Origin of the sequence: Chitinophaga sp. Ak27, from assembly GCF_012726295.1 — a bacterium.
GTDB lineage: Bacteria > Bacteroidota > Bacteroidia > Chitinophagales > Chitinophagaceae > Chitinophaga.
This window is the reverse complement of sequence record NZ_JABAOB010000001.1, coordinates 391,377-418,055: the sequence shown is the minus strand read 5'-3', so window position 1 is coordinate 418,055 and position 26,679 is coordinate 391,377. Positions and strand designations below refer to the sequence as shown.

17 protein-coding genes, 1 tRNA gene and 1 pseudogene are annotated in these 26,679 nt (G+C 47.7%); 11 read left to right on the top strand and 8 right to left on the bottom strand.

The window, feature by feature from the left end; genetic code table 11:
- Positions 1-100: 100 nt before the first annotated feature.
- Complete coding sequence (locus HGH90_RS01660; protein WP_169190226.1) at positions 101-817, bottom strand: hypothetical protein; 717 nt, start codon at positions 815-817, stop codon at positions 101-103.
- Between the two features lie 250 nt (positions 818-1,067).
- Between HGH90_RS01660 and HGH90_RS01655 the strand changes: the two genes are divergently transcribed.
- The 3 genes and pseudogenes from HGH90_RS01655 to HGH90_RS32210 all read left to right on the top strand — a co-directional run.
- On the top strand, positions 1,068-1,226 hold the full coding sequence (locus tag HGH90_RS01655) for a hypothetical protein (RefSeq protein WP_169190225.1): 159 nt from the start codon (positions 1,068-1,070) through the stop codon (positions 1,224-1,226).
- A 24-nt stretch (positions 1,227-1,250) separates the two neighbouring features.
- Positions 1,251-1,925 carry a hypothetical protein gene (locus HGH90_RS01650; protein WP_169190224.1) on the top strand — a complete coding sequence of 225 codons (675 nt, stop codon included), beginning with the start codon at positions 1,251-1,253 and terminating at the stop codon, positions 1,923-1,925.
- 34 nt (positions 1,926-1,959) lie between these two features.
- Positions 1,960-2,742 (top strand): annotated as a pseudogene (locus tag HGH90_RS32210) (recombinase family protein); the annotation flags it as partial.
- Between the two features lie 730 nt (positions 2,743-3,472).
- Here the strand turns inward: HGH90_RS32210 and HGH90_RS01640 are convergent.
- Positions 3,473-3,546: transfer RNA gene (locus HGH90_RS01640), tRNA-Pro, on the bottom strand.
- 250 nt (positions 3,547-3,796) lie between these two features.
- Positions 3,797-3,964, bottom strand: coding sequence for a phosphatidate cytidylyltransferase (locus HGH90_RS01635; protein WP_168765710.1), 168 nt, complete (start codon positions 3,962-3,964; stop codon positions 3,797-3,799).
- 105 nt (positions 3,965-4,069) lie between these two features.
- Between HGH90_RS01635 and HGH90_RS01630 the strand changes: the two genes are divergently transcribed.
- The 4 genes from HGH90_RS01630 (at position 4,070) to HGH90_RS01615 (ending at position 11,209) form a co-directional block, all read left to right on the top strand.
- Positions 4,070-4,681 (top strand): RNA polymerase sigma factor, encoded by a 612-nt coding sequence (locus tag HGH90_RS01630; protein WP_168765709.1) that lies wholly within the window; start codon positions 4,070-4,072, stop codon positions 4,679-4,681.
- 67 nt (positions 4,682-4,748) lie between these two features.
- Positions 4,749-5,777, top strand: coding sequence for a FecR family protein (locus HGH90_RS01625; RefSeq protein WP_169190223.1), 1,029 nt, complete (start codon positions 4,749-4,751; stop codon positions 5,775-5,777).
- A gap of 56 nt (positions 5,778-5,833) precedes the next feature.
- Positions 5,834-9,373, top strand: coding sequence for a SusC/RagA family TonB-linked outer membrane protein (locus HGH90_RS01620; RefSeq protein ID WP_169190222.1), 3,540 nt, complete (start codon positions 5,834-5,836; stop codon positions 9,371-9,373).
- 27 nt (positions 9,374-9,400) lie between these two features.
- Entirely contained in the window at positions 9,401-11,209 is a 1,809-nt protein-coding gene (locus HGH90_RS01615) for a RagB/SusD family nutrient uptake outer membrane protein (protein WP_169190221.1), read from the top strand.
- Here HGH90_RS01615 and HGH90_RS01610 read toward each other — a convergent pair.
- Together HGH90_RS01610 and HGH90_RS01605 are read right to left on the bottom strand one after the other, a co-directional pair.
- A complete protein-coding gene (locus tag HGH90_RS01610; protein WP_169190220.1) occupies positions 11,206-11,928 on the bottom strand; it encodes a phytanoyl-CoA dioxygenase family protein in 723 nt (240 codons plus the stop codon). The two genes, HGH90_RS01615 and HGH90_RS01610, sit on opposite strands and share 4 nt — an antisense overlap.
- Positions 11,929-12,011: 83 nt before the next feature.
- Positions 12,012-16,760 carry a PKD domain-containing protein gene (locus HGH90_RS01605; protein ID WP_317166125.1) on the bottom strand — a complete coding sequence of 1,583 codons (4,749 nt, stop codon included), beginning with the start codon at positions 16,758-16,760 and terminating at the stop codon, positions 12,012-12,014.
- A 266-nt stretch (positions 16,761-17,026) separates the two neighbouring features.
- Here HGH90_RS01605 and HGH90_RS01600 point away from each other — a divergent pair, with 266 nt between their 5' ends.
- Entirely contained in the window at positions 17,027-18,100 is a 1,074-nt protein-coding gene (locus HGH90_RS01600) for an NADH:flavin oxidoreductase/NADH oxidase (protein ID WP_169190218.1), read from the top strand.
- Between the two features lie 95 nt (positions 18,101-18,195).
- Here the strand turns inward: HGH90_RS01600 and mgrA are convergent, their stop codons facing one another.
- Both mgrA and HGH90_RS01590 read right to left on the bottom strand, forming a co-directional pair.
- Complete coding sequence (mgrA, locus tag HGH90_RS01595) at positions 18,196-19,188, bottom strand: L-glyceraldehyde 3-phosphate reductase (RefSeq protein ID WP_169190217.1); 993 nt, start codon at positions 19,186-19,188, stop codon at positions 18,196-18,198.
- Between the two features lie 159 nt (positions 19,189-19,347).
- On the bottom strand, positions 19,348-20,262 hold the full coding sequence (locus HGH90_RS01590) for an acyl-CoA desaturase (protein WP_168765701.1): 915 nt from the start codon (positions 20,260-20,262) through the stop codon (positions 19,348-19,350).
- A gap of 167 nt (positions 20,263-20,429) precedes the next feature.
- Between HGH90_RS01590 and HGH90_RS01585 the strand changes: the two genes are divergently transcribed.
- Together HGH90_RS01585 and HGH90_RS01580 are read left to right on the top strand one after the other, a co-directional pair.
- Positions 20,430-20,999: an HdeD family acid-resistance protein gene (locus tag HGH90_RS01585; protein WP_169190216.1), complete on the top strand. Its 570-nt coding sequence runs from the start codon at positions 20,430-20,432 to the stop codon at positions 20,997-20,999.
- Between the two features lie 123 nt (positions 21,000-21,122).
- Complete coding sequence (locus HGH90_RS01580) at positions 21,123-23,735, top strand: M1 family metallopeptidase (protein WP_169190215.1); 2,613 nt, start codon at positions 21,123-21,125, stop codon at positions 23,733-23,735.
- A 96-nt stretch (positions 23,736-23,831) separates the two neighbouring features.
- Here HGH90_RS01580 and HGH90_RS01575 read toward each other — a convergent pair whose 3' ends face one another.
- Entirely contained in the window at positions 23,832-25,133 is a 1,302-nt protein-coding gene (locus HGH90_RS01575; RefSeq protein WP_169190214.1) for a cobyrinate a,c-diamide synthase, read from the bottom strand.
- A gap of 66 nt (positions 25,134-25,199) precedes the next feature.
- On the opposite strand from HGH90_RS01575, the gene HGH90_RS01570 reads away from it, so the two are divergent.
- Positions 25,200-26,669, top strand: coding sequence for a cobyric acid synthase (locus HGH90_RS01570; protein WP_168765697.1), 1,470 nt, complete (start codon positions 25,200-25,202; stop codon positions 26,667-26,669).
- Positions 26,670-26,679: the final 10 nt, after the last annotated feature.

Below are 26,679 nucleotides of genomic sequence, written 5' to 3'. Positions count from 1 at the left end.
GCGACTGAAATTTCAGTCGCTCCCTTTGTCCAAATATGCACTGGTTAAGGTACGACAAGCATTTTTACAGCAGATTTTATTTAGCATTTAAGGGCATACACTATTTGGCTTCCTTCCTCAGATGATCGAGCCATTTATTCACCTGTTCCATTACTTCTTTTAAATCTATATTGGGATAATATTTCTGTACATAGTCTGCAAACTGGGCTTTTGTTTTTTCATCTTCCCATTCCAGTACAGTAAGGCTTAACATTGGCCACTTCTTTGTTTGCTGCATAAAGCCGTATAGCGGCAGGTATGGCGGGGCATAATAAAACGAATTTTCTACCAATTCATCATATAGGGGCTTGTTAAAAGCCCTTTTCATATCCCGTACTACATCATAGACAATACGAAATCTGCTACCTTGCTGTACCATGACAGCAAATGCCGGCATTCCCTTATCTTGAAAAAAGACGTACATATAATCAATAAAACCTTCTTCCGTTACGTCACATAAATCTTTGCTATAGTAAGCGTATTCCTGTTTAAACAGGTCTAAAGAAAAATCCGGTAGGTTTTTGTCAACAATGAAATCAATTAATGTATTTTCTTTTTTAACAATATCTTCAATAGAAGGCCCACCTGTCAGCCCCGCTACAGATAAAAAATACCGAGGTTTAGAAAACAGTTCAAAATAGTAGCTTTTAAAAAAGATTGTCTTTCTGTCAAATGTTACCTGTACATACAGTGGATAGGTAAGTTTTCCATGAAAGGACACTTGTTTAAGCCGGTCATTGAAATATGTTTTATAGCTAACCTTATAGGTTTTAGTCATTTTTAATCGCTTTTATGTTCGTTTGTATACAAAATGTATAACAATCAGTTTGCAGGCATTGTTTTACAGTTAAAATTGTATCAAAACATAGTAAATCGCATTAATACAAGTAAAGTTCAGTAAAATTTGCCATATTTTATAAAAAAGTTTAGGTAAAACATAAATTAACAAAACAAATTTCTTATATTAGCATAGAAGAGTATTCCCTTGCACAGGGATTTTGTGAACTTGATTAAAGCAGGAGGTGCAAATGGAAAAAATAAAGCCGGAAAAAGCGGTGGAAATGCTAAAACAAAAGGGGGTAGAAGTAACGGTAGAGCAGGCAGAAGTTATACTTGGATTTCTGCGCAAACTGGCTACAATTGTTGTGGTACAATACATAAAAGAAAGGCATAGAAAAGGCATATAACTAAATTTTAAAAAAATATTGATTATGGCAGAAAATGAAATTGATTTAAAAAAACTTGGATTTGAAAAATCGCTTGATCAGAGAAAATTTGAAATAGAAAACTTCTGGAAAAGAGGTTGGTTCTTTGGAGCGTTACTAGTTTTACTAGCGACAGGATATTTTAAATTGATTGTTGATAAAGAAGAATATTGCATCTACATCGCTTTTGTTGGATTTTTGGTTTCTTTTTTTCAGTCACTTATGAACAGGGGCAGTAAATATTGGCAAGAAAGGTGGGAAAGTAAAACAAAGAACAGTGAGTCAATTCTGAAAATTGATTTAACAAAAACTCAAAAATATGCTAAGGATGAGAAATATTACTTAGATGCAGGTATTCTTGGTAAAAATGAAAATCCGTTCACTAAAGCCCGGAGATTCTCTGTATCAAAGTTGACTATCTTAGTTTGGGACATTGTTACAATATCCTCGTTTTTCCTTTGGCTCAATAGTTGTCATTTTGATACTACCTCAAATATTAGGTGGAATGCGATTTTTTTTCATGCGGTAATCCTTATTTACATCATAGTATTTTTTTACAATGGAAAGGTTTATGAACCACTCACCAAGAAAAAAGGCCACCATCCAAATATTTCTCAAAATCAATATTACTTGGATAATGAAAGATATTGTAATAGTGAAGTAGACCAAGATAATGGATGATGAAAGTATAGAAGAATAACAAATTGAATAAAACATGAAGATTGCTGATTTATACATCCGGGTAAGCACAGATGAACAGGCCGATAAAGGCTATTCACAGCGTAGCCAGGAAGAATTTTTACGCAGATACTGCGAGATAAACGGTATATCCGTCCGCAAAGTGATTTTTGAAGATCATTCTGCCAAAACCTTCAACCGACCTGAATGGAAAAAATACCTGTTAGAACTAAAGAAGCATAAAGGGAAAGCTGATCTTGTGCTATTCCTTAAATGGGACAGGTTTAGCCGTAATGCCGGGGATGCCTACCAAATGATTAACACCCTTCGCAAATTAGGCGTAGAACCGCAAGCCATTGAACAGCCGCTGGATTTATCCATACCGGAAAATAAAATGATGCTGGCCTTTTATTTAGCAGCTCCCGAAGTAGAGAATGACAGAAGGGCTTTAAACGTTATTCACGGTATGCGCAGAGCGAGGAAAGAGGGGCGTTATATGGGTTTGGCTCCGATCGGATATGTAAATAAAACAGATGAAGCGGGAAGAAAGTATATAGAACCCAAGGAACCGCAAGCGGGAATTATCCGGTGGGCATTTGAACAAATAGCAGAAAGCGTATTTAATACAGAACAGGTATTTAAGTTGGCTAAAGAAAAAGGGTTTAAAGGGACTAAAAGCCTTTTCTGGTTTGCCATTCGTAACCCTGTCTATTGCGGAAAAATATTTATAGCCAAGTATAAAGAGGAAGAAGCCCGTTTTGTAAAAGGTCAACATGAACCTATTATTTCAGAGGCATTATATTATCAGGTGCAGGATGTACTGGATGGCCGAAAAAGGCATTATCGCCTCAAAGTAATGTCAAACGCTACGTTGCCCTTACGAGGCTTCCTTATCTGCCCTAAATGCAACAAATTGCTAACGGGAAGCGCATCTAAGGGCCATACAAAATACTATTCCTACTACCATTGCTTTGATGGCTGTAACAGCCGCTTTAGAGCTGATAATATAAATGACTTGTTTGTGCATGAACTTAAAAAGTACATTCCGCGCCCTGAAATGATAGACCTGTACAAAATAACATTATCAGAAGCATGGTACGAACAAACGAACCACCTGCAAGACGACCGTAAACAACTGTTGGCCGAAATACGTAAGCAGGAAGAAAAGCTGTCTTATATCAGAGATTTACTTACCTCCAAGCAAATAGAGCCTGCGGACTTTCGAGACATGAAAACGGAATGTAGTAGCAAGTTAGAAAAACTGGAAGCAAAACTAAGCACCAATAACCACGACCAAGTTAATATTAGCGATCTGTTAGAAAAGGGGCTGAACAACCTTTTAAAACTGGATTATGTGTATGAAAACGGAGATATAGAGAAGAAGCGGGAAATAATTAGTTCGATGTATCCTGAAAAATTAAGTTTTGACGGATTTATACTTCGAACTACCCGCATCAATGAAGCGGTGCGCCTCATATACTCACTGGACAAAGATTTTGGCCTAAATAAAAACAGGACAAACGAGAATGAATCTCATTTGTCCTGTCAAGTCGGGACGACTAGATTCGAACTAGCGACCTCTTGCACCCCATGCAAGCGCGCTACCGGGCTGCGCTACGTCCCGTTTTAACCGGTATTTTCTTTGTTTGACGGGATGCAAAAGTAGGCAATTATTTCATTTTTCAAAATTATAAGTATACTTTTTTTAAAAAATGTTTAACCAGTTAATTATTAAGCGGGAAAGGCAGGAACGTTTGTTACCCAGTCTTTCCACTGGTTAATTAACGATATCCGTGGAGGTGGTCACGCTGGAAGACGGCATGGTCAACACTTAGCTGCTATTGCCGTGTGGTGGAAAGGGATGCGGGGCAGGATTAATCCCGCTTCCCACCACGGCTTACCAGGTATATAATAAGACCTGCTACCACCGCCACCGCAAGTATACCAGTCCACACACCGGCCTTGAATATACCACCTATTACTTTACAGCTGCTGAGAAAGAGGATTGCGCACAAGAAAAACCAATAAGGAAAGCATTTCATAGTATTCAGTTTTAGTGATATAGTAGGCAGACATATCCTGTACCAAAATATATTTGTACTTGTCGAAATAATTCGCAAGCTTTAACAGATCAACCAAAACCAGGTATGAATACAGGGAAAGCCCACAAATCAGGTTTGCGCGTGGTGGCTTCCCATTCCTCACTTTGGGGACGCTTTCTACAAGGTGACCGCCACGCATTCGCCGAAATATATGAGGCCCACATCGATGACCTCTTTCATTATGGAATGCACTTTTGCCAGGAAAAGGAAAGGGTGAAAGACTGCCTGCAGGACCTGTTCCAGGACCTATGGAGCAGCCGCGCACACCTGTCGCCTAACGTACTGCATATACGCTATTACCTGCTCAGCAGCCTACGCAGGCGACTGCTCCGCGCATTGCGAAAGGACCGCCGCTACCAGCACCGTGAATCCTGGGAAGCATTCGAATTTGAATATACCCTGCCTCAGGAAAATCAGTTGATCATCAACGAAACCATAGCAGAACAAAAACGCCTCCTCCATAAAGCCCTGTCAAGCCTTACCCGCCGCCAGCGGGAGGCCATCTATCTCCGCTTCTTTCAGAACCTGCGCTACGACGAAGTAGCCGAGATCATGTCTATGCAGGTTGACTCCGTTTATAACACCATCTCCAAAGCCATCGGCCTGCTTAAAAAACAGCTCCCACTGCCGCTCCTGTTACTGTTATTAGGAAAATAAAAAAAAAGTTGCTGAAAAGTGATGAGATTTCATCGGCTACCTGCTCTTTAATGGAAAGAAGGTTCCTTTGACAGTCCGCAACTATTTATCATATACAGCCTCCGAGCTGGCGATGGATGAAGACTTCCAGGACTGGGTATTGCATCCGGGGCAACAAAATTTGTTCTGGGAAACATGGTTGCAGCAACACCCGGAAAAGGAAAGTATCGTCAACGATGCCCGTCAGCTGGTACAGGGTATCCGCTTCCGTGCCTTTAGTCTTACCGCTGCTGATAAAGAGCAGCTGTGGGAGGCCGTCTGGAATGGACTGGAAGAAACAGCGCCCACAGCGCCGGTTACTATCTCCCGGTGGAAACATGCGTGGAAGTATGCAGCCGTTCTGCTTCTTGGAATTGCACTGGGCGCTGCCTGGTGGGGCATACAGGCTGCCCGGCGCGGGCAAACGATCCTCAGCACTTACACCCGCCTGGGAGAAACGAAAGCCGTGCAATTACCCGATGGATCAATCGTTACCCTCAATGCCGATTCCCGCCTGCTATACGCCGTTTCCGGCAATGCCCGCGAAGTATGGCTCGACGGAGAAGCCTTTTTCCAGGTAAAACATACCGCCAATGCACAACAATTTGTAGTGCATACCTACGATAACCTCAACGTGGAAGTATTAGGCACCCAGTTTAATGTCAACAGCAAGGGGAAGAACATCGTCGTGGTACTGCAACAGGGAAGCATTTTGCTCAACATCACCGCACCCCGCCAGGAAAAGGCCGCTGCGCTGTACCTGCGGCCGGGCGAAATGCTTACTTATAACAGAACAGATGGCGATTATTCCAAGAGAAGTGTAGCTGCCGACACTTACACCTCCTGGCATACCGGCCGCCTCACCATGGACGACTATACACTCCACGATGCTGCCGCCTTTATGCAACAGGTATTCGGTAAAAAATTAATTGTATCCGATACAACGCTATACAATGATAAAGTATCAGGCTCCATGCCGATCATATATAACCCTGATACCATGATGACTCAGCTGGGAAAAGTATTCCGTATGCAATTCAACCAAAGAGGCGATGAAGTTTGGATCCATAAAAAGTAGGATCGCCGCTTATCAGTATAAGTAGTCTTATTCTTAATCGTTAAAACCTGTTCAAAATGAAAAAAGGTTTACGTGTTTTGCTAATGCAAGCATTGGCCCTGTATTTCCTGTCCCAAACCGTGTCGGCCGAAACGCCGGCCCCTGAAATCCCGCAGCTCCCGCCGGAAAACGCCATCAACACCGCCCCCGGAGCCGATTTGAAAATAGTATTGCACCAGATCGAGGAAAAATTCAGCGTATCTATTGCTTACAAAAGTGACCTGGTGAAAAATAAAAAAGTGCAACTGGCAGTAACCAGCTGCCAGTCGCCCGAAGAAGCCCTGGATAAAGCCCTGCTGCCCTTTAATCTCCGCTATGAGAAAGTAAGGGATCATTTTTATATGATCAGTGAAAAAACACCGGCAGCCACACCTCCTGCCACCGGTACGGTACAGCAACAACGCCCGGTAAAAGGTATTGTGAGAGATGAAAAAGGAAACGCCTTCCCCGGCGCTATTATCAGGGTAACGGGCACGGCTATAGGAACGGTATCCAATGCCGATGGTTCGTATTCCATCATGGCTCCGGGAAATAGCAACGACCAGCTGGAAATCACCTTTATCGGGTATGAATCACAGCGTATACCCGTTGGCGGTAGAGCAGCTATCAATATCGTCATGAAAGAAGGCGCCAGCGCACTCAATGAAATCGTAGTAACCGGCTATACCACCCAGAAGAAAAAAGATCTCACCGGATCCGTGGCGGTAGTAAATATCGATAACCTCATTAAGCAGCCCTCGGCCCAGGTAACGGAGCAGCTGCAGGGACAAGCTTCCGGCGTGACGGTGATAGGCTCAGGGCAACCCGGCGAAGCGCCACAGATCCGTATCCGCGGGGTAAACACCTTTGGCGCCAATTCACCATTATACGTGGTCGACGGCGTACCCACCACTGATATCTCCGATCTCAATCCCAATGATGTGGCCAGCCTGCAGGTATTGAAAGATGCCGGGGCGGCCTCTATCTACGGCGCCCGTGCTTCCAATGGCGTCATTATCATCACCACCCGTCGCGGCAGCGGAAAGGTAAAGGTAGCCTACGATGGCTACTATGGCCGCCAATCTCCCAAACACGGGAATGTATGGAATACCCTCAATCCACAGGAACAAGCCAATCTCCGCTGGCTGGCCTACAAAAATTCAGGCGCCGACCCCGGCACCGATCAGTACGGCCACGGCACTACACCGGTAATCCCGGATTATATATTACCCTCCGGCAAAATGGAAGGAGATCCGGCTGTAGATCCATCCAAATATTATCTGAACCCCGATTACACTGACCTTACCGACTACGGTAATTTTTACCAGATTGCAAAAGCCAACAAAGCAGGTACGGACTGGTACCACGAAGTATTCCGCCCGGCGCCCATTACCAGCCATAACATTGCCGTGAGCGGAGGGGGCGATAAAGGCAACTATCTCTTCTCCCTCAACTATTTTAATCAACAAGGTACTTTAATCAATACCTACCTGAAGAGATATACCGTACGATCCAACACCCAGTATAATGTCAGCGACCATATCAGGGTTGGAGAAAACCTGGCCTTCGCCATGTCTGAAAACCCTTCGGTGGAGGTCAACTCCGCCGATGCCGCTATCGGTCACGCCATGCGCGAACAAAGCATTATACCGGTATACGATATCAAAGGCAACTATGCCGGTTCTGCCGGCGACGCCCTGGGCGATGCCTTCAACCCGGTAGCTATGCAGGCCCGCACCCGCAACAACAAAGGGTTTAACAGCCGCCTGTTTGGAAATGTATATGGAGAAGTAGACTTTCTGAAATACCTGACATTCCGCACCAGCTTCGGCGGAGAAGTGTCTTCCGGCTGGTCGCATTCCTTTACCTACCCGCAGTATGAAAACAAGGAGAACAGTACCAGCAACTCCTATACAGAAGGATCTACCAATGCACATTCCTGGACCTGGACCAACACATTGACTTATCACCAAACGTTTCATAATACGCACGACCTGAAAATCATTGCCGGCACAGAAGCTTTCGATAGCCGCAATCGCAGTGTAGGCGGTACTACTAAGGATTATTTCACTTTTGCGCCTTATTTCCCCGATCTGACTACCGGCACCGGCGTGCAAACGAATTACAGCACCCGGCAGGAAGAAGGCCTTTTTTCCCTGCTGGCCAGGGTAGATTATGCCTATAGAGATAAATACCTCCTGAGTGCCACCGTTCGCCGCGATGGCTCCTCCAAATTCCTGAATAACCCATGGGGTACTTTCCCCGCTATATCAGCAGGATGGCGCATCTCACAGGAAGAATTCATGAAACCAGTCACCTGGATCACTGATTTGAAGCTTCGTGGTGGATGGGGGATCATGGGTAACCAGCTCAATCTCGGCGTCAACAACGGCTATTTTCTCTATGGCGGCAAACGTAGCTCTTCCTACTATGACCTGGTCGGCGTCAATAATGGGCTCACTGCCGGTTTTGCCGGTAACCAGATCGGTAACCCGGATGCTAAATGGGAGAGTGATATCAACGCCAATGTGGGAATAGATGCAAGCTTGTTCAACGGACAATTTGATTTCTCAATAGACTATTATCGCAAAGACATCAAAGACCTGTTGTATAATCCCGAATTACCAGGACTGGCGGGTACTTCGGCACAGCCCTTTGTCAACATCGCCCGCATGAAAAATGAAGGCATCGACCTATCGGCAGGCTGGCATAAAACTATCAATAAAAAATTGCAGTTTCATGTAACCGGTACCTTCACCACCTATAAGAATAAAATCAGCAAAATCGCCGATGGCGTTGATTATTTCGATAGTGATGGCCGCCGTTTCGATGGCAGCAATATTATCCGCAATGCTGTTGGTCAACCGGTATCTTCTTTCTTCGGGTACAAAATAGTGGGCTTCTGGAATGACCAGGCAGCGTTAACGGCGGCAGATGAGCAAGCCCGGAAAGCAACCAGCGATCCCCAGGCTACCTACCAGGAAGGAGAGGGGCTGGGCCGCTTCCGCTATGCCGATGTAAATGGCGATGGTATCATCACTCCCGATGACCGTACTTTCCTCGGTAATCCCAATCCCGATTTCTCCTATGGTATCAACATCGGCGTAGTGTACAAAGGATTCGACTTCAGCATGTTCTTTTTTGGAACACATGGCAACCAGATATGGAACAACGTACGCTGGTGGCGTGATTTCTATCCCTCTTTTGAAAGTGCAAAAAGCAAAACAGCCCTGTACGATTCCTGGCGTCCTGACCATCATAATGCTACGGCGCCCATCCAGGAAAGAGACGGATCTACCAGCACACAAAACGTTCCCAACTCCTATATGGTGGAAAACGGCGCTTACCTGCGCTGTAAGAATATGCAGCTGGGATACACACTGCCGGCAGGTATGCTCACCCGCCTGCACGTAGAGAAACTGCGGGTATATCTACAGGCCGCCAACCTGTTTACCATCACAAAATATTCCGGACTAGACCCCGAAATCGGCGGTAGCAACATTACCGACTTCGGCGTAGATGAAGGCGCTTATCCCAACCAACGCCAGTTTCTCGTTGGCCTGAACCTGGGATTCTAAACTTTGCTGATTTAAAAAAGTATGATCATGAAATCATTTTATCATATAGTATTGGGCGCAGCTATGGTTACTCTCCTGGCGCCGGGATGCAGCAAGAGCTTCCTGCAACGCACGCCGCAATCCTCCCTGGAAGAAGCTGCCCTTACCAATAAAAAAGGCGTAAATACCCTGTTGATAGGCGCCTACGGAGCCCTCGACGGACAGGATTTTAAAGATGGTGATATGGTCAACCTCTCCGGAGGTAGCGGCTATGCAGTATCGCCCGACAACTGGATCTATGGCAGCGTATGCGGCGGGGATGCCCATAAAGGCAGCGACCCCGGCGATGCATCGGCCATCCTGCAGATTGCTACTTTCGTAGGCAATGCTACCAATGGTTTCTTCAACGACAAATGGCGGGTAGATTATGAAGGCGTACGCCGTTGCAATTTCGTGCTGCATGTGCTCAATAATGTGACCGATATGACTGCCGATGAAAAGAAGGAACTGGCAGCAGAAGCCCGTTTTTTACGCGGACATTTTTATTCCGATCTGAAAAAAATGTTTGATCATGTGCCCTGGGTAGATGAAAACTCCGCCAGCTATTCCCAGCTCCATGTGGATGATTATAAGGTACCCAATGATAAAGATATCTGGCCTATGATTGAAGCTGACTTCAAATTTGCCGCCGATAATCTCAACGAAATACAGGATGTGATAGGTCGCGCCAACAACTGGGCCGCTAAAGCCTACCTGGCCAAAACCTATCTCTATGAGAAAAAATATGCGGAAGCCATGCCTATTTTTGAAGATGTAATTGCCAACGGCGTCACAGCTAAAGGGACGAAGTTTGCGCTGGTGACAAAGTTCCACGACAACTTCGATGCTTTCACAGAAAATAACAGCGAAGCCGTTTTTTCGATCCAATACAGCGCTAACGATGGCTCCGGAGGCACAGGTAATGCTAACCAGGGAGAAATGCTGAATTACCCTTATAATGGCCCATTTAGCTGCTGTGGTTTTTACCAGCCATCACAAGACCTGGTCAACTCCTTCCGCACAGACCCGAATGGTTTGCCCTACCTGGATGATTTTAATCAGCATCCGGTGAAAAATGATATGGCCATTGGAAGCAATGAGCCATTTACACCAGATGCCGGAAACCTGGACCCACGGCTCGACTGGACCGTAGGGCGCCGGGGTATTCCCTTCCTGGACTGGGGCAATCATCCGGGTAATGACTGGGTACGTAACCAGCAATCTGCCGGTCCTTATGCCGCCATCAAGAATGTATATATGCAGGCCACCCAGGATAAATACTACGACGGCAACGGCTGGGCGCCGGGAAATGCTATCAACTATGTGCTCATCCGCTTTTCGGATGTATTGCTGATGGCGGCCGAATGCCAGGCTATGGCCGGTAGCCTCGACATCGCACAGGATCATGTAAATGCAGTGAGAGGAAGAGCTGCCAACCCGGTAGGCTGGGTGAAAACCTATATCGATCCGGATCATCCGATGGCCGGATATACCAACACCCCGGCAGCCAATTATAAAATCGGCGCCTGGCCAGCCGGTAAATTCAGCGCCGGCGGACAAGCCTGGGCCATGAAGGCAATACGATTTGAACGTAAGCTGGAACTGGCCATGGAAGGACATCGCTATTTCGACCTGGTGCGCTGGGGCATCGCGCAAACAGAGCTTACCCGCTATTTTACGTATGAAAAAACGATCACGACAGACATTGCTACCGGTAGCTTTGCGCCCAAAAATGTAAGATACCCAATTCCGCAAAGGCAGATAGACCTTAGCGTAAAAGGTGGTAGCGCCACATTAAAACAAAATGATGGTTATTAGGCCGGCCGTTCTGCCCATTGTAGCCCACCGGCCAGGGTACGGTTGCTGAATTCAAGATGGATCACCCGCCGGTTATGCCCATTGCTGCTGCGCCCGGAGGCATGCATCAACAAAGGCCGCATAATCATTACACCCCCTTTTTTAACGGTGCAGCATACCTCCGGCGTTGTACCAAAATCTAAACTATCTGCCCGGTATATCCCCTTGCGGTGAGTGCCGGGCAGTACTTTTAATGCCCCGTTATGCTCATCGGTATCATCGAGGTGAATACGTATGGTGTAATTGCTTTCCAAAATATCCCCAGGAGGCTGAACGGCATACTGGTCGTGCTTTACGGACCAACGCTCATACCCCGGCGCCGGTGATTTTTCTGCTACGGAAATGGTTAAATCCTGGTGCCAGGCTACTAACCAATTCGACTCGCCGGATTTATCGAAATAAATAGATTTTACCAGGAAATAATCTTCGCCAAATAATTGTCGCACGAGCTGTTGTAAGGCAGGAGAAAATACCTGCGTCGCGATGGCCGGCACTTCCCGTAGAAAATTACGGATGGCAAACAGGTCGGCTGTTCTTCTGAAATTAGGGCCCGCCTGCTCGACGCCGACGATAATAGCCAGCATGGCATCAACTGCAGCAGCAGAAAATACATCGGGTATAATTGTAAACCCGGCTGTGTCCAGCCCGGCGGCATAAGTAGAAAAGTGGTGATCTTGCATGTACATTACCAGTTAAATGGATACTCGTTGACCCCATGAAAGCCACGGTTGATCAGCAGCATGGCTTACCTTCCCCCGTTAAACTATTTGATCAGGGTAATATTGCCTTTGAATTCAAATGTTTCCCCGTTTTCACAAACGGTTTGCATAAAGAAAACATAGGTACCTATCGGCGCCCTGTTGCTGCCCCGGCGCCCATCCCAGCCAGCAGTAGGTACATTCACCGGAAAGTGATGGTTCTCAAATACCAGCGTACCCCAGCGATCGTAAATACGCAGCCAGGCTACTTCTTTCACGCCTTTCCCTTTGGGATATATAAATTCATTCCGGCCATCCTGGTTAGGCGTAAAGGCATTCGGCATGTAGATGGCGCTCTGATTACACAACAGGTGAATCGTTGCGTCGTCGCTGGCTTTGCAGCCATAGCGGTTGGTTACCTCCAGCTGGTAACGGGTGGTAAGGTTGGGCAGCACCTGCACTTGCGCACAGGTAGGGCAATCCACCCCATCTGCCGGCGACCATCGCCAGCTCACCACATCATTGCTGGTAACACTCCGGAGATATACCGGGATGCCTGCCATTATTTCCCGGTCGGGCCCCACACTCACAGTAGGACTGGGATGCACCGCTACTGTCAGGGAAGTATGGTCGGAGAAACAGCCCTCTTTATCATAACCGGTTACTTCGTAAGGATAGTTGCCTGTGGCTGTTATAGTAGCCATTGGCGCGGCGTTGGTCGATTGACTGATACCGGCGCCCTGCCACTTATAATAGTCTGCCCCCGTAGCCCACAACGGAAGCTTATCCCCCAGGCATAGTACGGTATCGGGAGTAGCCAGTATTTTAAAAGGTTGTACTACCCGTAAATCCACTTTGTCCGTGTTCACACAACCGTTGTTGTCCGTCACCTTTACCTCGTAGGTGGTGGTCGTCATAGGGGTGGCCTTTGGTTCAGCGATATTGGCATGGTCTAGTCCCAGCGCAGGTGTCCATTCATAAGTGCTGCCGCCGCCTGCATGCAGTTGGGTAGTATTGCCCAAGCATACAAATGGTGAAGGCGTACTTGCTTTGATATCAGGTAAGGCCAATACCTGCAATGAATGCACAATGTGGTCAGCACAGCCTTCGGCACTGGTAACGGTGAGCGCTATGGAAGCTGCGCCAGGCTGATCGTACAACTGGGCAACAGGTTGCTGTAAGCTGCTCGTATGGCCGTTTCCCAGCTCCCAGGCCCAGGTTACATCCGTAGCCTTGGTAACGCTGCCACTGAAACTGATCTGCACATCTTTACATACCTGGTCCGGGCCAGATATGGCGGCTAACGGTTTGGGATACACGTTTACAGGTACATCCACGGTTTGAGCGCAGCCATATTTGGTACTGGCGATCATGCCGAATTTATAGGTGCCGGGTTTATCCAGGTAAAACTCCGGCGTGGTGGTAGTAATATTTTTAGGCGTCAGCGATGCATCGTAAGTCCAGGTGAAAGTGGGCGGGATCTTCAGATCTTCCACGGAGTAACTGTTGAACACAGGTGCGAAGGTAAGCGTACCCTGGTCGCATATTTTATCCGGCGTCGGATGCAACTTAATATCCAGCTGGTCAATCACAATAGGATGATCCAGCAAGGCACTGCCTTTACAGCCGGCATCATCTTTCAATATCAACCGGGGCTTGTATATACCGGGTGCAGTGAAATGGTGTTTTATTTCCAGCTCGGTGGTCTGTTCTACATTACCGTCAGCAAAGTCCCAGCTGAAGGTAGTAGCGTTTTCCGGCTTAATCGTAAATAGAATTTCCTTTTCCAGGCATCCTCCTTCGGCACTGGTTTGAATAGTGGCGTAAGGGCCTTTTACTACCATTACTTCGCTGTATTCGTCTTCGGTGTCTGCATCTCCCTTCACTTTCAGCGTTACTTTATAATGGCCCGCTTCCACATAGGTGTGATTGGGAGATACCTGATCAGAAATGGCGCCATCTCCAAAATCCCATTCACAGGAGCTGAAGTTGGTAGAGGTGTTGGTAAAACGAAACAGCATAGGCGCACAGCTGCTGCCATTTACAAACGAAGAGGTATAAGTGAATCCCGCAGCCACAGCAGATACTTTGATACTCTTTGTCTTTTCATCTGTACACCCGTTGTCATCGGTCAACTGCAGCTTTACAGGGTAAATACCTTTATTCGGATACTGGTGGGAAAAATAATAGGCTTCATTACTGGTGGTGCCGTCGCCCAGGTCCCATTTATAACTCACAATAGTACCGCCAGTTTCAGTAGAGGAGTTATATAAATTCACATAATCGCCCGGCTTGATAAGGTAGTAGTCGGCAGAGAAATCAGCATTGGGTCCATTTACCTGTAAATATTGCTGGTTATAGGTGTTCACGCAACCATCCTTATCTGTGACAGTAACGGAAGGCACAAAATAACTGCCGGCCTGTTGGTAGGTATGTTTAAATGGCCCGCTGGTAAAGGATTGAACGGGCGTGTTATCTCCCCAGTTCCAATCCCACTTTTTAATCCCACTACTATGGCTAACATCTGTATTGTCTGTAAAGGTTACTTCTGTTCCCCTGCATTGAATTTGTCCGGGGAGATGATAACCGGCGATAGGCCCTTTTACATTGATCTCAATATCATTGCTGGGATGGTAACATCCTACCTTGTCCACAATTTGAAGACCTATCACGTGTTTGCCGGGGGCAAGCCCGCTGTAGGTATATGTTTTGTAATCATAGTATCCATAACCACCGCCACCGTCCAGTTCCCAGCGGGCAGGATAATAGGAGTCGTGAATGCTGGCATCTTCAGATACGATACTGGCCACCACATTTTCATTGCTGCACAGGGTTGTTTTATTGGTGGTTATCACCACCGGGGAAAGAGCAATGATGGTAACGGTATGACTGGTATGCGTGGTACAATGTCCATCGGAGGTAGTGAGCTGTATGGTATAGGTACCGCTTTTATCATATTGATGGGTTACGATATCGCTGTGCGTGGTGTAGCTGGTCTCTTTGCCGTCGCCCCAGCTCCATTTCCAGCTGGTGGCGCCCAAAGAATGCTCGGTAACGCTAACGGTAGTACGTTTTGAACAGTCAACCGGGTTGATATCGAACCGGGGGAACGGGTTTACCGCGGTGATGTAAGCCTTTTTGGTAATCCTGTTATGGCAGGTTTCATTGCTTACTACCAGGGTCACATCGTAGGTGCCAGGTTCAGAATAACTATGGGTAACGGTGTTGCCGGAAGCATATCCGCCATCACCAAATTCCCAGTACCAGTCGGTACCTACATCTGATTTATTGATAAAGGTAGCAGGGGTATTTCCGCAAACTTCCGGGGCATCCGGAGAGCTGAAATCGGGGGCAGGCTTTTTATAAACAGCCACTTTATCGGTCAGGTAGGCCGTTCCGCTACAGCCATTGGCGGTAACATAGTCCATCGAAATAGTGTAAAACCCAGCCTTGGCATATTCGTGCGTGGGCGTAGCTTCGGTAGAGGTAGTGCCGTCTCCGAAATGCCATAAATAGGTCTTTACCTCGTCGCCGGTGCTGGTATATGCATAAAAGTTGGTAGACAGGTTTTCGCAACCATTGGTCATCGCTGCGTAGATACGGACTTCTGTTTTGCGGATGTCCAGCCGCAAGCTGTTGCTGATGCTACATCCGTCTTTACTGGTGGCCAGCAGTGTCACGTCGAAGTAACCTTCCTGGTTATATACGTGGGTAGCATCTGCGGTAGTGGCAGTACCGCCATCATTAAAGTCCCACTTCCAGGCGATGGCGCCGGTGCTGTTTGCCTTGAAATCTACGGTGGCCGGCACATTGCAGATGAGCTTATTGTCGGTAACAGGTTGTATTGTGGGACTTTGTTTTACATCCACCGTTTTTGTCACCACATCGGTACAGTTGCCATACTGGGCGGTAACCTTCACCGTGAGGGGACCGGCAGCGCCGTTGTAATAGGTGGCGTAGTCAGCATTAGACCAGTAAGGAGAGCCGTTAAACTCCCATATGGTACTTTGGGGTTGAACAGGCGAAAAAACGGCTCTGTAGTCACTGCTTTGACCGCTACAGGCCAGCGTAGGAACGGTCAGCGTGGTAGCGTAGTTGGCTACGTTGATATCGTTGACCGTTTTGGTGCCTGTGCAACCCCGTTCGTTCGTTACCGTTAATTTAATCTGGTGAGTGCCTTTGGTGGTAAAGGTATGCTTCCCCAGGTCTTTGAGGGTGCTGGTACTGCCATCATCAAATTCCCATTTATAGGAAAGGGTGCCCGGGCCGGTAGACGTATTTTGAAACAGTACATCCACGGGAGCTTTACAAAGCATTTTATCCGTTACCGTAAAATCAGCCTGGATAGCTGGTGCTACGTCAACAGCCTTTTCCATTGTTTTAAAGTTCGTACATCCATAGCTGTTAGTTACCGTCAGGATAACATTATAAATGCCCGGTACGGTATAAGTGTAATTGGCAGTGCTGCCGGCATTCAATGCCACGCCGCCATCCCCGAAATCCCAGCTGAAGCTCTGGAGAGTACCATCGCCGGGTTGCGACTTATCGGTGAAAGAGGTGGCGAATGGTGCGCAGCCTTTATTGGCGGAAACTACAAAATCTACTTTAGGCTTGGACCTTACATGAATATAGTCTGCTTTTGTTACGGTTTGGGTGCTGCCATCGGCGTAGGTTACTTTCAGGGTCACGGTATAATTGCCTGTTTGTACATAGGTGGCGGCAGGATTTTGTTTGGTAGCGGTATTGCCGTTGCCGAAATCCCATTGCCAGGCCACAGGGCTGCCGGTGGACTGATCAGTGAAAGTTGTAATCACCGACTCGCAGTCGCTTGTTACCGAAGCGGCAAAATCAGCCTTTTGTTGTCCTTTTGCCGAAATAGCTAAACATAAACACACACATAAACACGCAAAAAAGGAGGCAACAAATGAGTGCTTGACAGGGTACAGGACCATCTTAGAATAGGTATATGCGCCAAAAGTAGGGTATTTTTACGGATAATTTCGGGGAGAAAGGAGATGGCGAAGGCTGTCTTAGCTATATAATTAATACTTAATTTTAATCCACTTAAAAGCAGTCGATTATGTCACAATTGTTCAGCCCTCTGTCATTGAGGAAAGTTACCCTGAGAAACCGTATCACGGTATCGCCTATGTGCGAATATTCTTCCACGGATGGATTCGCCAATGACTGGCATTTGGTACACCTCGGTAGCCGGGCGGTAGGAGGGGCAGGGCTGGTACTCACGGAGGCGGCAGCTGTTTCACCGGAAGGCCGCATCTCTATTCATGACCTGGGTATCTGGAGCGATGCACATATTCCTATGTTGCACCGCATTACGGCTTTTATCAGCGCCCAAGGCGCCATACCCGGGATACAGCTGGCTCATGCAGGTAGGAAAGCCAGCACAGTACGGCCCTGGGAGGGCAGCCACGCCTTACCGCAAGCAGAAGGTGGCTGGCAGGTGGTAGCCCCCAGCGCTATTCCGTTCAACGATGTATATCCCCAACCGGAGGCGCTCACGGAAACAGGCATACGTAAAGTACAGGATGATTTCAAGGCGGCGGCTATACGCGCGCGCCAGGCAGGCTTCCAGGTATTGGAACTGCATGCAGCGCATGGCTACCTGTTGCATAACTTCTTATCGCCACTCAGTAATCAACGTACAGATGAATACGGCGGTTCCTTTGAAAACAGGATCCGCATGGTGCTGGAAACCATTGCAGCACTCCGCAGCGTATGGCCGGAAGAATATCCGTTACTGCTGCGCATTTCCGCCACCGACTGGGCAGAAGGAGGGTGGAACCTGGATGAATCGGTGAAGCTGGCAGCAATTGTGAAAGACAAGGGAGTAGACCTGGTCGATTGTTCCTCTGGTGGCCTGGCCGCTCACCAGAAAATAAGTGTTGGCCCGCTGTATCAAACGCCTTTTGCAGAAAGGATCCGGAAAGAAGCAGGCATTGCCACCGGCGCGGTAGGACTGATCACCACTGCGCAACAGGCGGCTGGTATTATTGAGGAGGGCAAAGCGGATATGGTGCTGATGGCACGGGAGCTGCTAAGAGATCCTTATTTCCCACTAAGAGCCGCTCACGAATTGGATGCGGCGGTGAAATGGCCGGTGCAATACGAACGTGCGAAGTACCGGAAAGCGTAAAGCAAAAGCTATTGTAGTGAATGATGAACACGATTTTGATATTCGCTATAATCATTCGCTACAATAGCTTTTTGCTTTCCACTTTTTGCTTTTAGCTATTTTAATATTGTTTCTATCGCGTCCAGTTCTTCTTTGCTGAAGCTGGTATTTTTCAGCGTGTAAAGGTTATCGTCCAACTGCGCTACAGAGCTGGCGCCTATCAGCACGGTGGTGATCCGTTTGTCTTTCAGAATCCAGGCCAGCGCCATTTGTGCGAGGGATTGCCCGCGTTGCTGGGCCAGGGCATGGAGCTTTTTCACCTTTTCAATTTTCTCAGGTGTTACTTCGCTTTCCTGCAGGAAGCCGGAAGGCTTGCTGGCGCGGGATCCGGCAGGGATGCCGTGCAGGTAGCGATCGGTCAGCAGCCCCTGGGCCAGCGGTGAAAATGGAATACACCCTACGCCATTGGCTTCCAGTACATCCAGCAGACCGCCTTCTACCCAACGCTCAAACATGCTGTATTTCGGCTGATGAATTAAACAGGGAGTACCAAGCGATTGCAGTACCGCCAGGGCTGCCTTGGTTTGCTCGGCGTTGTAGTTGGAAAGCCCCACGTACAATGCTTTCCCTTGCTGAACAATGCTGTGCAGCGCGCCCATGGTTTCTTCGATGGGCGTATTGGGGTCAGGGCGATGGGAATAGAAAATGTCTACATATTCCAGCTGCATACGTTGCAGGCTTTGATCCAGGCTGGAAATAAGATACTTGCGGGACCCAAAGTCGCCATAAGGGCCGGGCCACATAGTATAACCGGCCTTGGAAGAGATGATGAGTTCATCCCGCAGGTGACCGGTAAAATCTTTTTTCAGTATGCGGCCAAAGTTTTCTTCCGCACTACCTGGTACCGGGCCATAGTTGTTGGCCAGGTCAAAATGGGTAATCCCTTTATCGAAGGCATGCCGGATAATACTGCGTCCGTTCTCAAAATTATCTATTGAACCGAAGTTGTGCCATAAGCCGAGTGAAATAGCTGGCAGCTGGATACCGCTTTTACCACAACGCTGATAAGTCATGTTGTTGTATCTGTCGGCTGCAGGAGCGTAATGCATGGAATTTTAGATTTTAGGCAACCAAGATAGAAAATAAAAGCAGAAAGCAAAAGGCATAAAGCAAAAAGCCATTGAGGCGAATGACCAGAGCGAGTTAATATCCGCTTTAATCATTCGCCTCAATGGCTTTTTGCTTTATGCCTTTTGCTTTCTGCTCCCCTAGTGTGTAACTTCTTCTACCGGTATCCGGGAGGAAGCGAGTTGCTTCAGTTTATTACTTTCTTTCAGCTTGGCAGGGATCGGACGTATTTCCCATACAATGCCGAGCAGCCCCAGTACTTTAATCACATAGTAGGTAATATCTACTTCCCACCAGTAAAAACCTTGCCTGGCCGCGCTTTGGTAGTAGTGGTGATTGTTATGCCAGCCCTCTCCCAGGGTAATCAACGCCAGGATGGCACTGTTACGGGATTCATCTCCGGTATAATATCTTTTATTACCAATTTTATGCATGAGCGAGTTAATGGTAAAAGTACCATGATATAATAATACCGTGCTGAGGAAAAAGCCAATCAGCAAGGTGGACAGGCCGGCCGACCAGTCAAACCAACCGGTACCATTTACTTTATTACCTACAAAGTATACGGCGATAGCCAATACAACGGCTGGCACCATGTGCCATTTGTTGAGCCATAATAATTCCTTCGCTTTATGGTCCTTGATCAGGTCAAAACGGGTAGGCTTGTATTCCGGCCCCATAATCCACCCGATATGGGCATACCAGATGCCATACACATTCGCTGAGTGCGGATCTTCCGGCGTATCGCTATGCTTGTGATGTATACGGTGATTGGCAGACCACCATAACGCGCCCTTCTGTAAGCTGCTCTGTGCTCCGCCTGCCAGGATAAACTGGAAGAATCGCGACGTCTTAAATGCGCGATGCGAGAAATACCGGTGATAGCCGGCTGTTACAAAAAACATGCGTACTACGTACAAAACTCCGCATAAAATCCAGTCAAATGCTGTTGTACCAGTGAAAAACGCTAACAAGGGCACCGCGTGAATACCCAAGAAGTCTACCTGATGCCACCAATTGGGTGGTTGTCTGTCTTGCTTGATCGCCTTATTCATTCCACAAAGATAATTTCCGTCTGTTGTTAATTCTATGATTTAAATCATCCGGGCAAAGTTAAGTGCTTTTCCCCGTTTTTTTGCGGTCCTGTTCTGCTGAACTTTTTATACCCGGATGTGTTAGAGAAAAGTGAATACGATCGTTTTATAACATTAAAATAATCTTTATGTCAGAAATTATCTCCGGCATCCGGAACAACCTCAGGTATTGGTGGCTGTATTTGCTCAATGGTATTATATTCCTGATAGCAGGAGGCATTGTTTTTTCCAACCCTTTCAGCAGCTATGTACTATTAAGTATCTTTTTTAGCATTACTTTTTTTGTGACAGGGATCTTTGAAGTATCCTTTGCGCTCAGCAACCGTAAACATCATACTGGTTGGGGATGGTCCCTGGCGTCAGGTATTGTGGATGTAGTCATCGGTATTATCCTCATGCTGTACCCGGCAGTGAGTATGGCGGTCATCCCGTTATTCCTCGCTTTCTGGTTTATGTTTAAAGGCATTAGCCTGATAGGTTTTTCGATACAGCTGCAATCAGATGGTATCCCCAATTGGGGCTGGCTGTTGGTAGGAGGGATAGTACTTATCATTATCGCTATTTTTATACTCGATAATCCCGCCCTTGGTATTGCCGCGATATTGGGCCTCATGGCCGCCGCTTTCTGGGCTACCGGTATCCTGAGCATTATTTTTGCCTTCCGGATAAAGGCTTTTAAAAAAGCGCACCATTTGTAAAGCTTAAAGCGAAAAGCATAAAGCGAACAGCGGGTATTTAAATCGCTTCAACAGCTTTATGCTTTTCGCTTTTCGCTTTCTGCTTTTTCTGTATATTCGATTTAGTTAAATCTAATCGCTCCGATGAAAATCAACAAAATCTATGCTATCGCGTGCTTGCTATTGAGCACGGGAGTACAACAGAGCATGGCCCAAACTGCACCGGTATATGACCAGCATGACGCTTTTGGTCCCTTGTTTTATCCTGCACCGGGCAATGAATACCGCAGCGCCGGCGGCCAGCCCGGCCCTAAGTATTGGCAAAATACGGCGGACTATAAAATGGAAGTAACCCTCGACACCACCCAACACCGGATTAGTGGTTCCGTAGTCATTACGTACAAGAACAATAGCCCCGATCAGCTGCCCTTCCTATGGCTGCAGCTGGATCAGAACATTTACCGCCAGGGCTCCCGTGGTTCCTCTACGGTAGCCGCTTCCGGGGAACGGTTTGCCAACCGCAGCTTTACCCAGGGATTTGAACTGAAAGCCGTTAACCTGGTGGTAAACGGTAAAACAATGCCGGCTAACTACCTGGTAAATGATACCCGCATGCAGATACGCCTGGCAGATGCTATGAAAACAGGCGCCTCACTGCAAATAAAGATCGACTATGCCTATACAGTGGCTGAATATGGTACCGATCGTAATGGACGGCTGCGTACGCCCAATGGCTGGATCTACGAAATAGCGCAATGGTATCCCCGTATGGCGGTATATGATGATATTCTCGGCTGGAACAATATTCCTTACCTGGGCGCTTCTGAATTTTATCTCGAATACGGCAACTTCGACTATAGCATCACGGCCCCGGCTAATATGCTGCTGGGTGGTTCCGGTGAACTGGTAAACGAAACACAGGTATTGTCGCCCAAAGAGATCAGTCGCCTGGCCAAAGCCCGCAACAGTGAAGAGACGGTGATGATCCGCGATAGCACAGAGATAAAGAATAACACCGCTAAAGGCAACCGGACCTGGCATTTCGTCTGCAAAAACTCCCGCGACGTAGCGTGGGCCGCCTCTTCGGCATTTGTATGGGATGCTGCCCGCATTAACCTGCCCGGTGGTAAAAAAGCATTGGCCCAATCGCTTTATCCGCCTGAAGTTGGCGGCAACAATGCCTGGGGCAGATCTACCGAATATGTGAAAGGCTGTATTGAACATTACTCTAAAACATGGTTTTCCTACACTTACCCGGTAGCGACCAACGTAGCCGGTATTGTAGGCGGAATGGAATATCCCGGCATCGTTTTCTGTTCCGCAAAGTCTACCAGGGGCGGCCTCTGGGGCGTTACGGATCATGAATTCGGGCATAACTGGTTCCCCATGATCGTAGGTACCAATGAACGTAAATATGCCTGGATGGATGAAGGCTTTAATACTTTCATCAATGGCATCTCTACAGCACAATTCAACAAAGGAGAATACAACAGCCCGCAGAACGCTCAACGCATGGCCCCTTTGCTGTTTTCCCCCAGGGCGGAAGCTATCATGAATACCCCTGACGTGATCGATTTGTCGTACAATGGCGTGGCCGCTTATTTTAAACCGGCTATGGGATTGAACCTGCTGCGGAATGAAATTTTAGGCCCCGATCGTTTCGACTATGCTTTCCGGGAATACATTAAGCGCTGGGCATTTAAACATCCTACGCCGTGGGACTTCTTCCGCACTATAGAAAATGTAGCAGGAGAAGATCTCAGCTGGTTCTGGCGCGGCTGGTTCTTCAGCACCTGGAAACTGGATCAGGCGGTGAAAGGTGTACAGTATGTTAAAAACGATCCCGCACAAGGTGCGCTGATTACTATACAAAACCTGCAACAAATGCCTATGCCGGTAGTCATCGCAATAAAAGATGTAAACGGAAAAACAGATACGGTACGCCTGCCGGTTGAAATATGGCAACGTGGCGCCAGCTGGACTTTCCACTATCCATCTACGGTGAAACTGAGTAGCGTAGTGATTGACCCGGGTAGCAACTTCCCGGATATTAAGCCAGCCAATAACAGCTGGAAAGCAGACAACAATACTCCTGTACCCGCCGGTACTACCGGTCCTTCGGTACTGAAACGGTATATAGACGCCATTGGCGGCGCCGATAAATTAAAAGGAGTAAAAGACCTGGCACTGGATGAAGAAGGAGACGTTTCCGGTACACAAATGGAACTGCACATCAAAGCTACCCCCGACAAACGCCTGGAAACTGTATACATTCCGATTGCCAGTCTAACCGCCATGAAATTGTTGATCAATGGTAATGAAGTACGCATAGCCCGCAGCGGACAGGAAATACCACTTTCTGCATCCGACAAAGCTATCCTGAAAGATAAGAATCTCCTTTTCCCGGAACTGTATTTCGCGGCGCCGGAGTATAACGCCAAACTGGAGCTGTCGCCCACCATGGAAGATGTAAACGGTGCGCCGGCCTACGTAGTAAGTATTGCTACTCCCAATGGCGCCCTCGTAAAAAACTACTACGATGCTAAAACCGGCTTTAAAGTAAGAAGCACCGCCCTGGTTGGCCAGGAAAGTGGGGGAGGCAGCGAAACTACCACCGACTATGCCGACTATCGCGAGGAAGGCGGTATCCTGATGCCACATAAAATACAATCAAATATAGGAGGATATAATAATAGCCTCACCCTGAAAAAAGCCGTGGTAAACGGTGGTTTGAGTGATGACGTGTTTAAGTGGTAAATAATTTTTTTATCAAGAAAACAGCCCTGCTTTTGGCGGGGCTGTTTTTTGATAAGTACTTTTGCGCAGGGAATAAAAAGATGATCTTACTTGACACTAACAGGTAGTAATCCCCAACACCTTCTTCAATCCTTCTATATTATCTCCAAAATAAAAATGCAGGTAACTCGCCAGGATATTTTCATTCCTGAAAACAGGGACCTGCAATATTTCATTCCGTGCTGTTAAAACACGTATATCCGGCGCCGTTAGTAGCGGTACGCCGGTATATTGGGAGTAGTGAAACTCATGACCTTTTAATTGCACATCGCCGAAATATACCTGGCGGTACCCCAGTGACAGTTGCGGTGGCTGCATACTGGTGCTACCAGGAATTACGCCGGCCATCGGGTAGGAGGTACCATCTTCACTGGTAATGGACGTTCCCAGGTACATCATACCGCCGCATTCTGCCAGTATTTTACCGGTATACGTACGTAATTGATCCAGCAAGGTGGTGTTGGCCGACAAGGCCGGCAGATACAGCTCGGGGTAACCGCCGGGAAAATAGAGGAGGTCGGCAGAAGGCAGCTGCTGGTCTTGCAGTGGACTGAAATAGGTAACCGGCCCTAGTTGGGATAATATCCGGAGATTTTCCCTGTACAGGAAACTAAATGCAGCATCCCTGGCCACGGCTATACGAAAATTGCCGGTCGCCACAGGTATGGTGGTAACGGCGGGCGCCGGCTGTGTACAATGCGCAAGCAGGGCGCTGAGGTCAATATGTTTTTCCAGTTCGTTGGCAGCCTGGTTTATCGCCCGCTCGTAATCTGTTTCGTCGGCTACATATAGACCCAGGTGACGGGAAGGAATATAAATAGCCGCTGTTTCGGGTAAATAGCCCAATGCCGGAATCCCGACATCGGCCGCGGCTTCCTGTAAGAGATGGTAATGAGCCGCCGAATTCACGAAGTTGAAGATAACGCCGGCGATGTTGATATCCGCATAGAAATGTTTGTATCCATATAACAATGCCGCCGCTGAATAGGCCATGGCTTTGGCGTCTACAATCAGTATCACCGGTATGTTGAGGAAAGCGGCGAGAGCTGCCCCGCTGCCTTCCATTTTGCGGGCGCCGTCAAAAAGGCCCATTACTCCCTCTACAATACCCACATCTGCGGCCTGCAGGTAGCGGGCATACACTTCCTGTACATGCGCGTCGGTCATCATGTACCGGTCGAGGTTAATGCTGGTTTGCCCGGCTGCTAGGGTATGGAGCTGGGGATCCAGGTAATCGGGACCGCATTTGAATGGTTGCACTCGTAGTCCGCGTCGCCGTAAGGCGCTCAGCAGGCCAAAGGTAACCGTGGTTTTGCCGGCGCCGCTATGCGGCGCCGCAATGAGGAACTGTGGTTTCATGCCATGCAAAGAAAGAATTCTTTTATGAAAGTTAATATCTTCGTTCCCGTTTAAAGCGGGTAATATATGAAACAACTGCGGCCGGTTATGTTTGTAGGTACTGCCTCCGATGTAGGCAAGAGCGTGATCACTGCGGGATTTTGCCGTATATTTAAACAGGATGGCTATGCACCAGCGCCATTTAAGGCGCAGAATATGTCACTCAACAGCTATGCTACGCCCGAAGGTTTTGAAATAGGCCGCGCACAAGCGGTACAGGCAGAAGCGGCAGGCATACCTTGTCACACAGATATGAACCCGGTGTTGCTCAAACCTACCACCGATAAAACCGCCCAGCTGGTGCTGCATGGCAAACCCGCCGGTAACCAATCGGCCTGGGAATATTTCATGGAAGATGATAAGCGTGCCTTGTTCGACGAAGTAAAGCAGGCTTTTAACCGCCTCTCGCACCGGTTTAACCCGGTAGTGATGGAAGGCGCCGGCAGTATTTCAGAGCTCAATTTACGGCACCGCGATATCACCAATATGCGCATTGCACTACACGCCGGCGCCGCCGTATACCTGGTAACCGACATCGATCGCGGCGGTATCTTCGGCAGTGTTTACGGCACCATCGCCTTATTGCCGCCGGAAGAGCGACAGCTGATCAAAGGCATCATTATCAATAAATTCCGTGGCGATATCCGCCTTTTTGCCGAAGGACGTACCATGCTGGAAAAAATTACCGGCGTACCCGTAACCGGCGTGCTGCCCTACTTTCATGATATTCATATCGAAGAAGAAGACGCCGTGGCACTATCGTTGAAGCAAAAAGGATGGAGCGCCGGCCGTATTAATATTGCAGTAGTTTTATTGCGGCATATGTCTAACTTTACGGACTTTGATGCCCTGGAGAAAGATGAACGGGTAAACCTCTTTTATACAGACAACCCGGCAGCATTGGCCGAAGCAGATATCATTATTTTGCCGGGGAGCAAAAATACAATCGGCGACCTGGTGGCGATCCGGAACAATGGCACCGCCGCCGCTGTAACGGAAGCGCACAAACGAAATAAGGTGGTCATTGGCATTTGCGGCGGCTACCAGATGATGGGATTACAGGTAGCCGATCCCGATGGGGTGGAAGGAGCGCCGGCTACAATACCGGGATTGGGTATTTTACCGGTAACCACGGTACTTACCCCGGAAAAGATTACCCGACAGCGCCGCTTTTATTACCGCCAACAAACTAAGTTATGTGAAGGATATGAAATACATATGGGAGATACCAGCTGTGAAAACCGTGCGCCGCTCAATGAATTTACAGATGGTACCACCGATGGGTATTTCCTTCATGCAAAATGCTGGGGCACTTACCTGCACGGCATACTCGACAACGACACAGTGGTAAATGATTTACTGGCCCAATGTGGTAAAGATACTACTGTAAAGGATTTTGACTATCGTGCATTCAAAGAAATACAATATAACAAACTAGCAACACATATCCGTGAACATCTGGATATTCCGGCTGTTTACAAGGCGCTGGAACTATAATTTAACTGCA

Excerpts from the sequence above, each read along its gene's own strand:
- HGH90_RS01660 (WP_169190226.1), bottom strand. The coding sequence starts at position 817 with ATGACTAAAACCTATAAGGTTAGCTATAAAACATATTTCAATGACCGG.
- HGH90_RS01655 (WP_169190225.1), top strand. The coding sequence starts at position 1,068 with ATGGAAAAAATAAAGCCGGAAAAAGCGGTGGAAATGCTAAAACAAAAG.
- HGH90_RS01650 (WP_169190224.1), top strand. The coding sequence starts at position 1,251 with ATGGCAGAAAATGAAATTGATTTAAAAAAACTTGGATTTGAAAAATCG.
- HGH90_RS01635 (WP_168765710.1), bottom strand. The coding sequence starts at position 3,964 with ATGAAATGCTTTCCTTATTGGTTTTTCTTGTGCGCAATCCTCTTTCTC.
- HGH90_RS01630 (WP_168765709.1), top strand. The coding sequence starts at position 4,070 with ATGAATACAGGGAAAGCCCACAAATCAGGTTTGCGCGTGGTGGCTTCC.
- HGH90_RS01620 (WP_169190222.1), top strand. The coding sequence starts at position 5,834 with ATGAAAAAAGGTTTACGTGTTTTGCTAATGCAAGCATTGGCCCTGTAT.
- HGH90_RS01615 (WP_169190221.1), top strand. The coding sequence starts at position 9,401 with ATGAAATCATTTTATCATATAGTATTGGGCGCAGCTATGGTTACTCTC.
- HGH90_RS01610 (WP_169190220.1), bottom strand. The coding sequence starts at position 11,928 with ATGCAAGATCACCACTTTTCTACTTATGCCGCCGGGCTGGACACAGCC.
- HGH90_RS01600 (WP_169190218.1), top strand. The coding sequence starts at position 17,027 with ATGTCACAATTGTTCAGCCCTCTGTCATTGAGGAAAGTTACCCTGAGA.
- mgrA (WP_169190217.1), bottom strand. The coding sequence starts at position 19,188 with ATGCATTACGCTCCTGCAGCCGACAGATACAACAACATGACTTATCAG.
- HGH90_RS01590 (WP_168765701.1), bottom strand. The coding sequence starts at position 20,262 with ATGAATAAGGCGATCAAGCAAGACAGACAACCACCCAATTGGTGGCAT.
- HGH90_RS01585 (WP_169190216.1), top strand. The coding sequence starts at position 20,430 with ATGTCAGAAATTATCTCCGGCATCCGGAACAACCTCAGGTATTGGTGG.
- HGH90_RS01580 (WP_169190215.1), top strand. The coding sequence starts at position 21,123 with ATGAAAATCAACAAAATCTATGCTATCGCGTGCTTGCTATTGAGCACG.
- HGH90_RS01575 (WP_169190214.1), bottom strand. The coding sequence starts at position 25,133 with ATGAAACCACAGTTCCTCATTGCGGCGCCGCATAGCGGCGCCGGCAAA.
- HGH90_RS01570 (WP_168765697.1), top strand. The coding sequence starts at position 25,200 with ATGAAACAACTGCGGCCGGTTATGTTTGTAGGTACTGCCTCCGATGTA.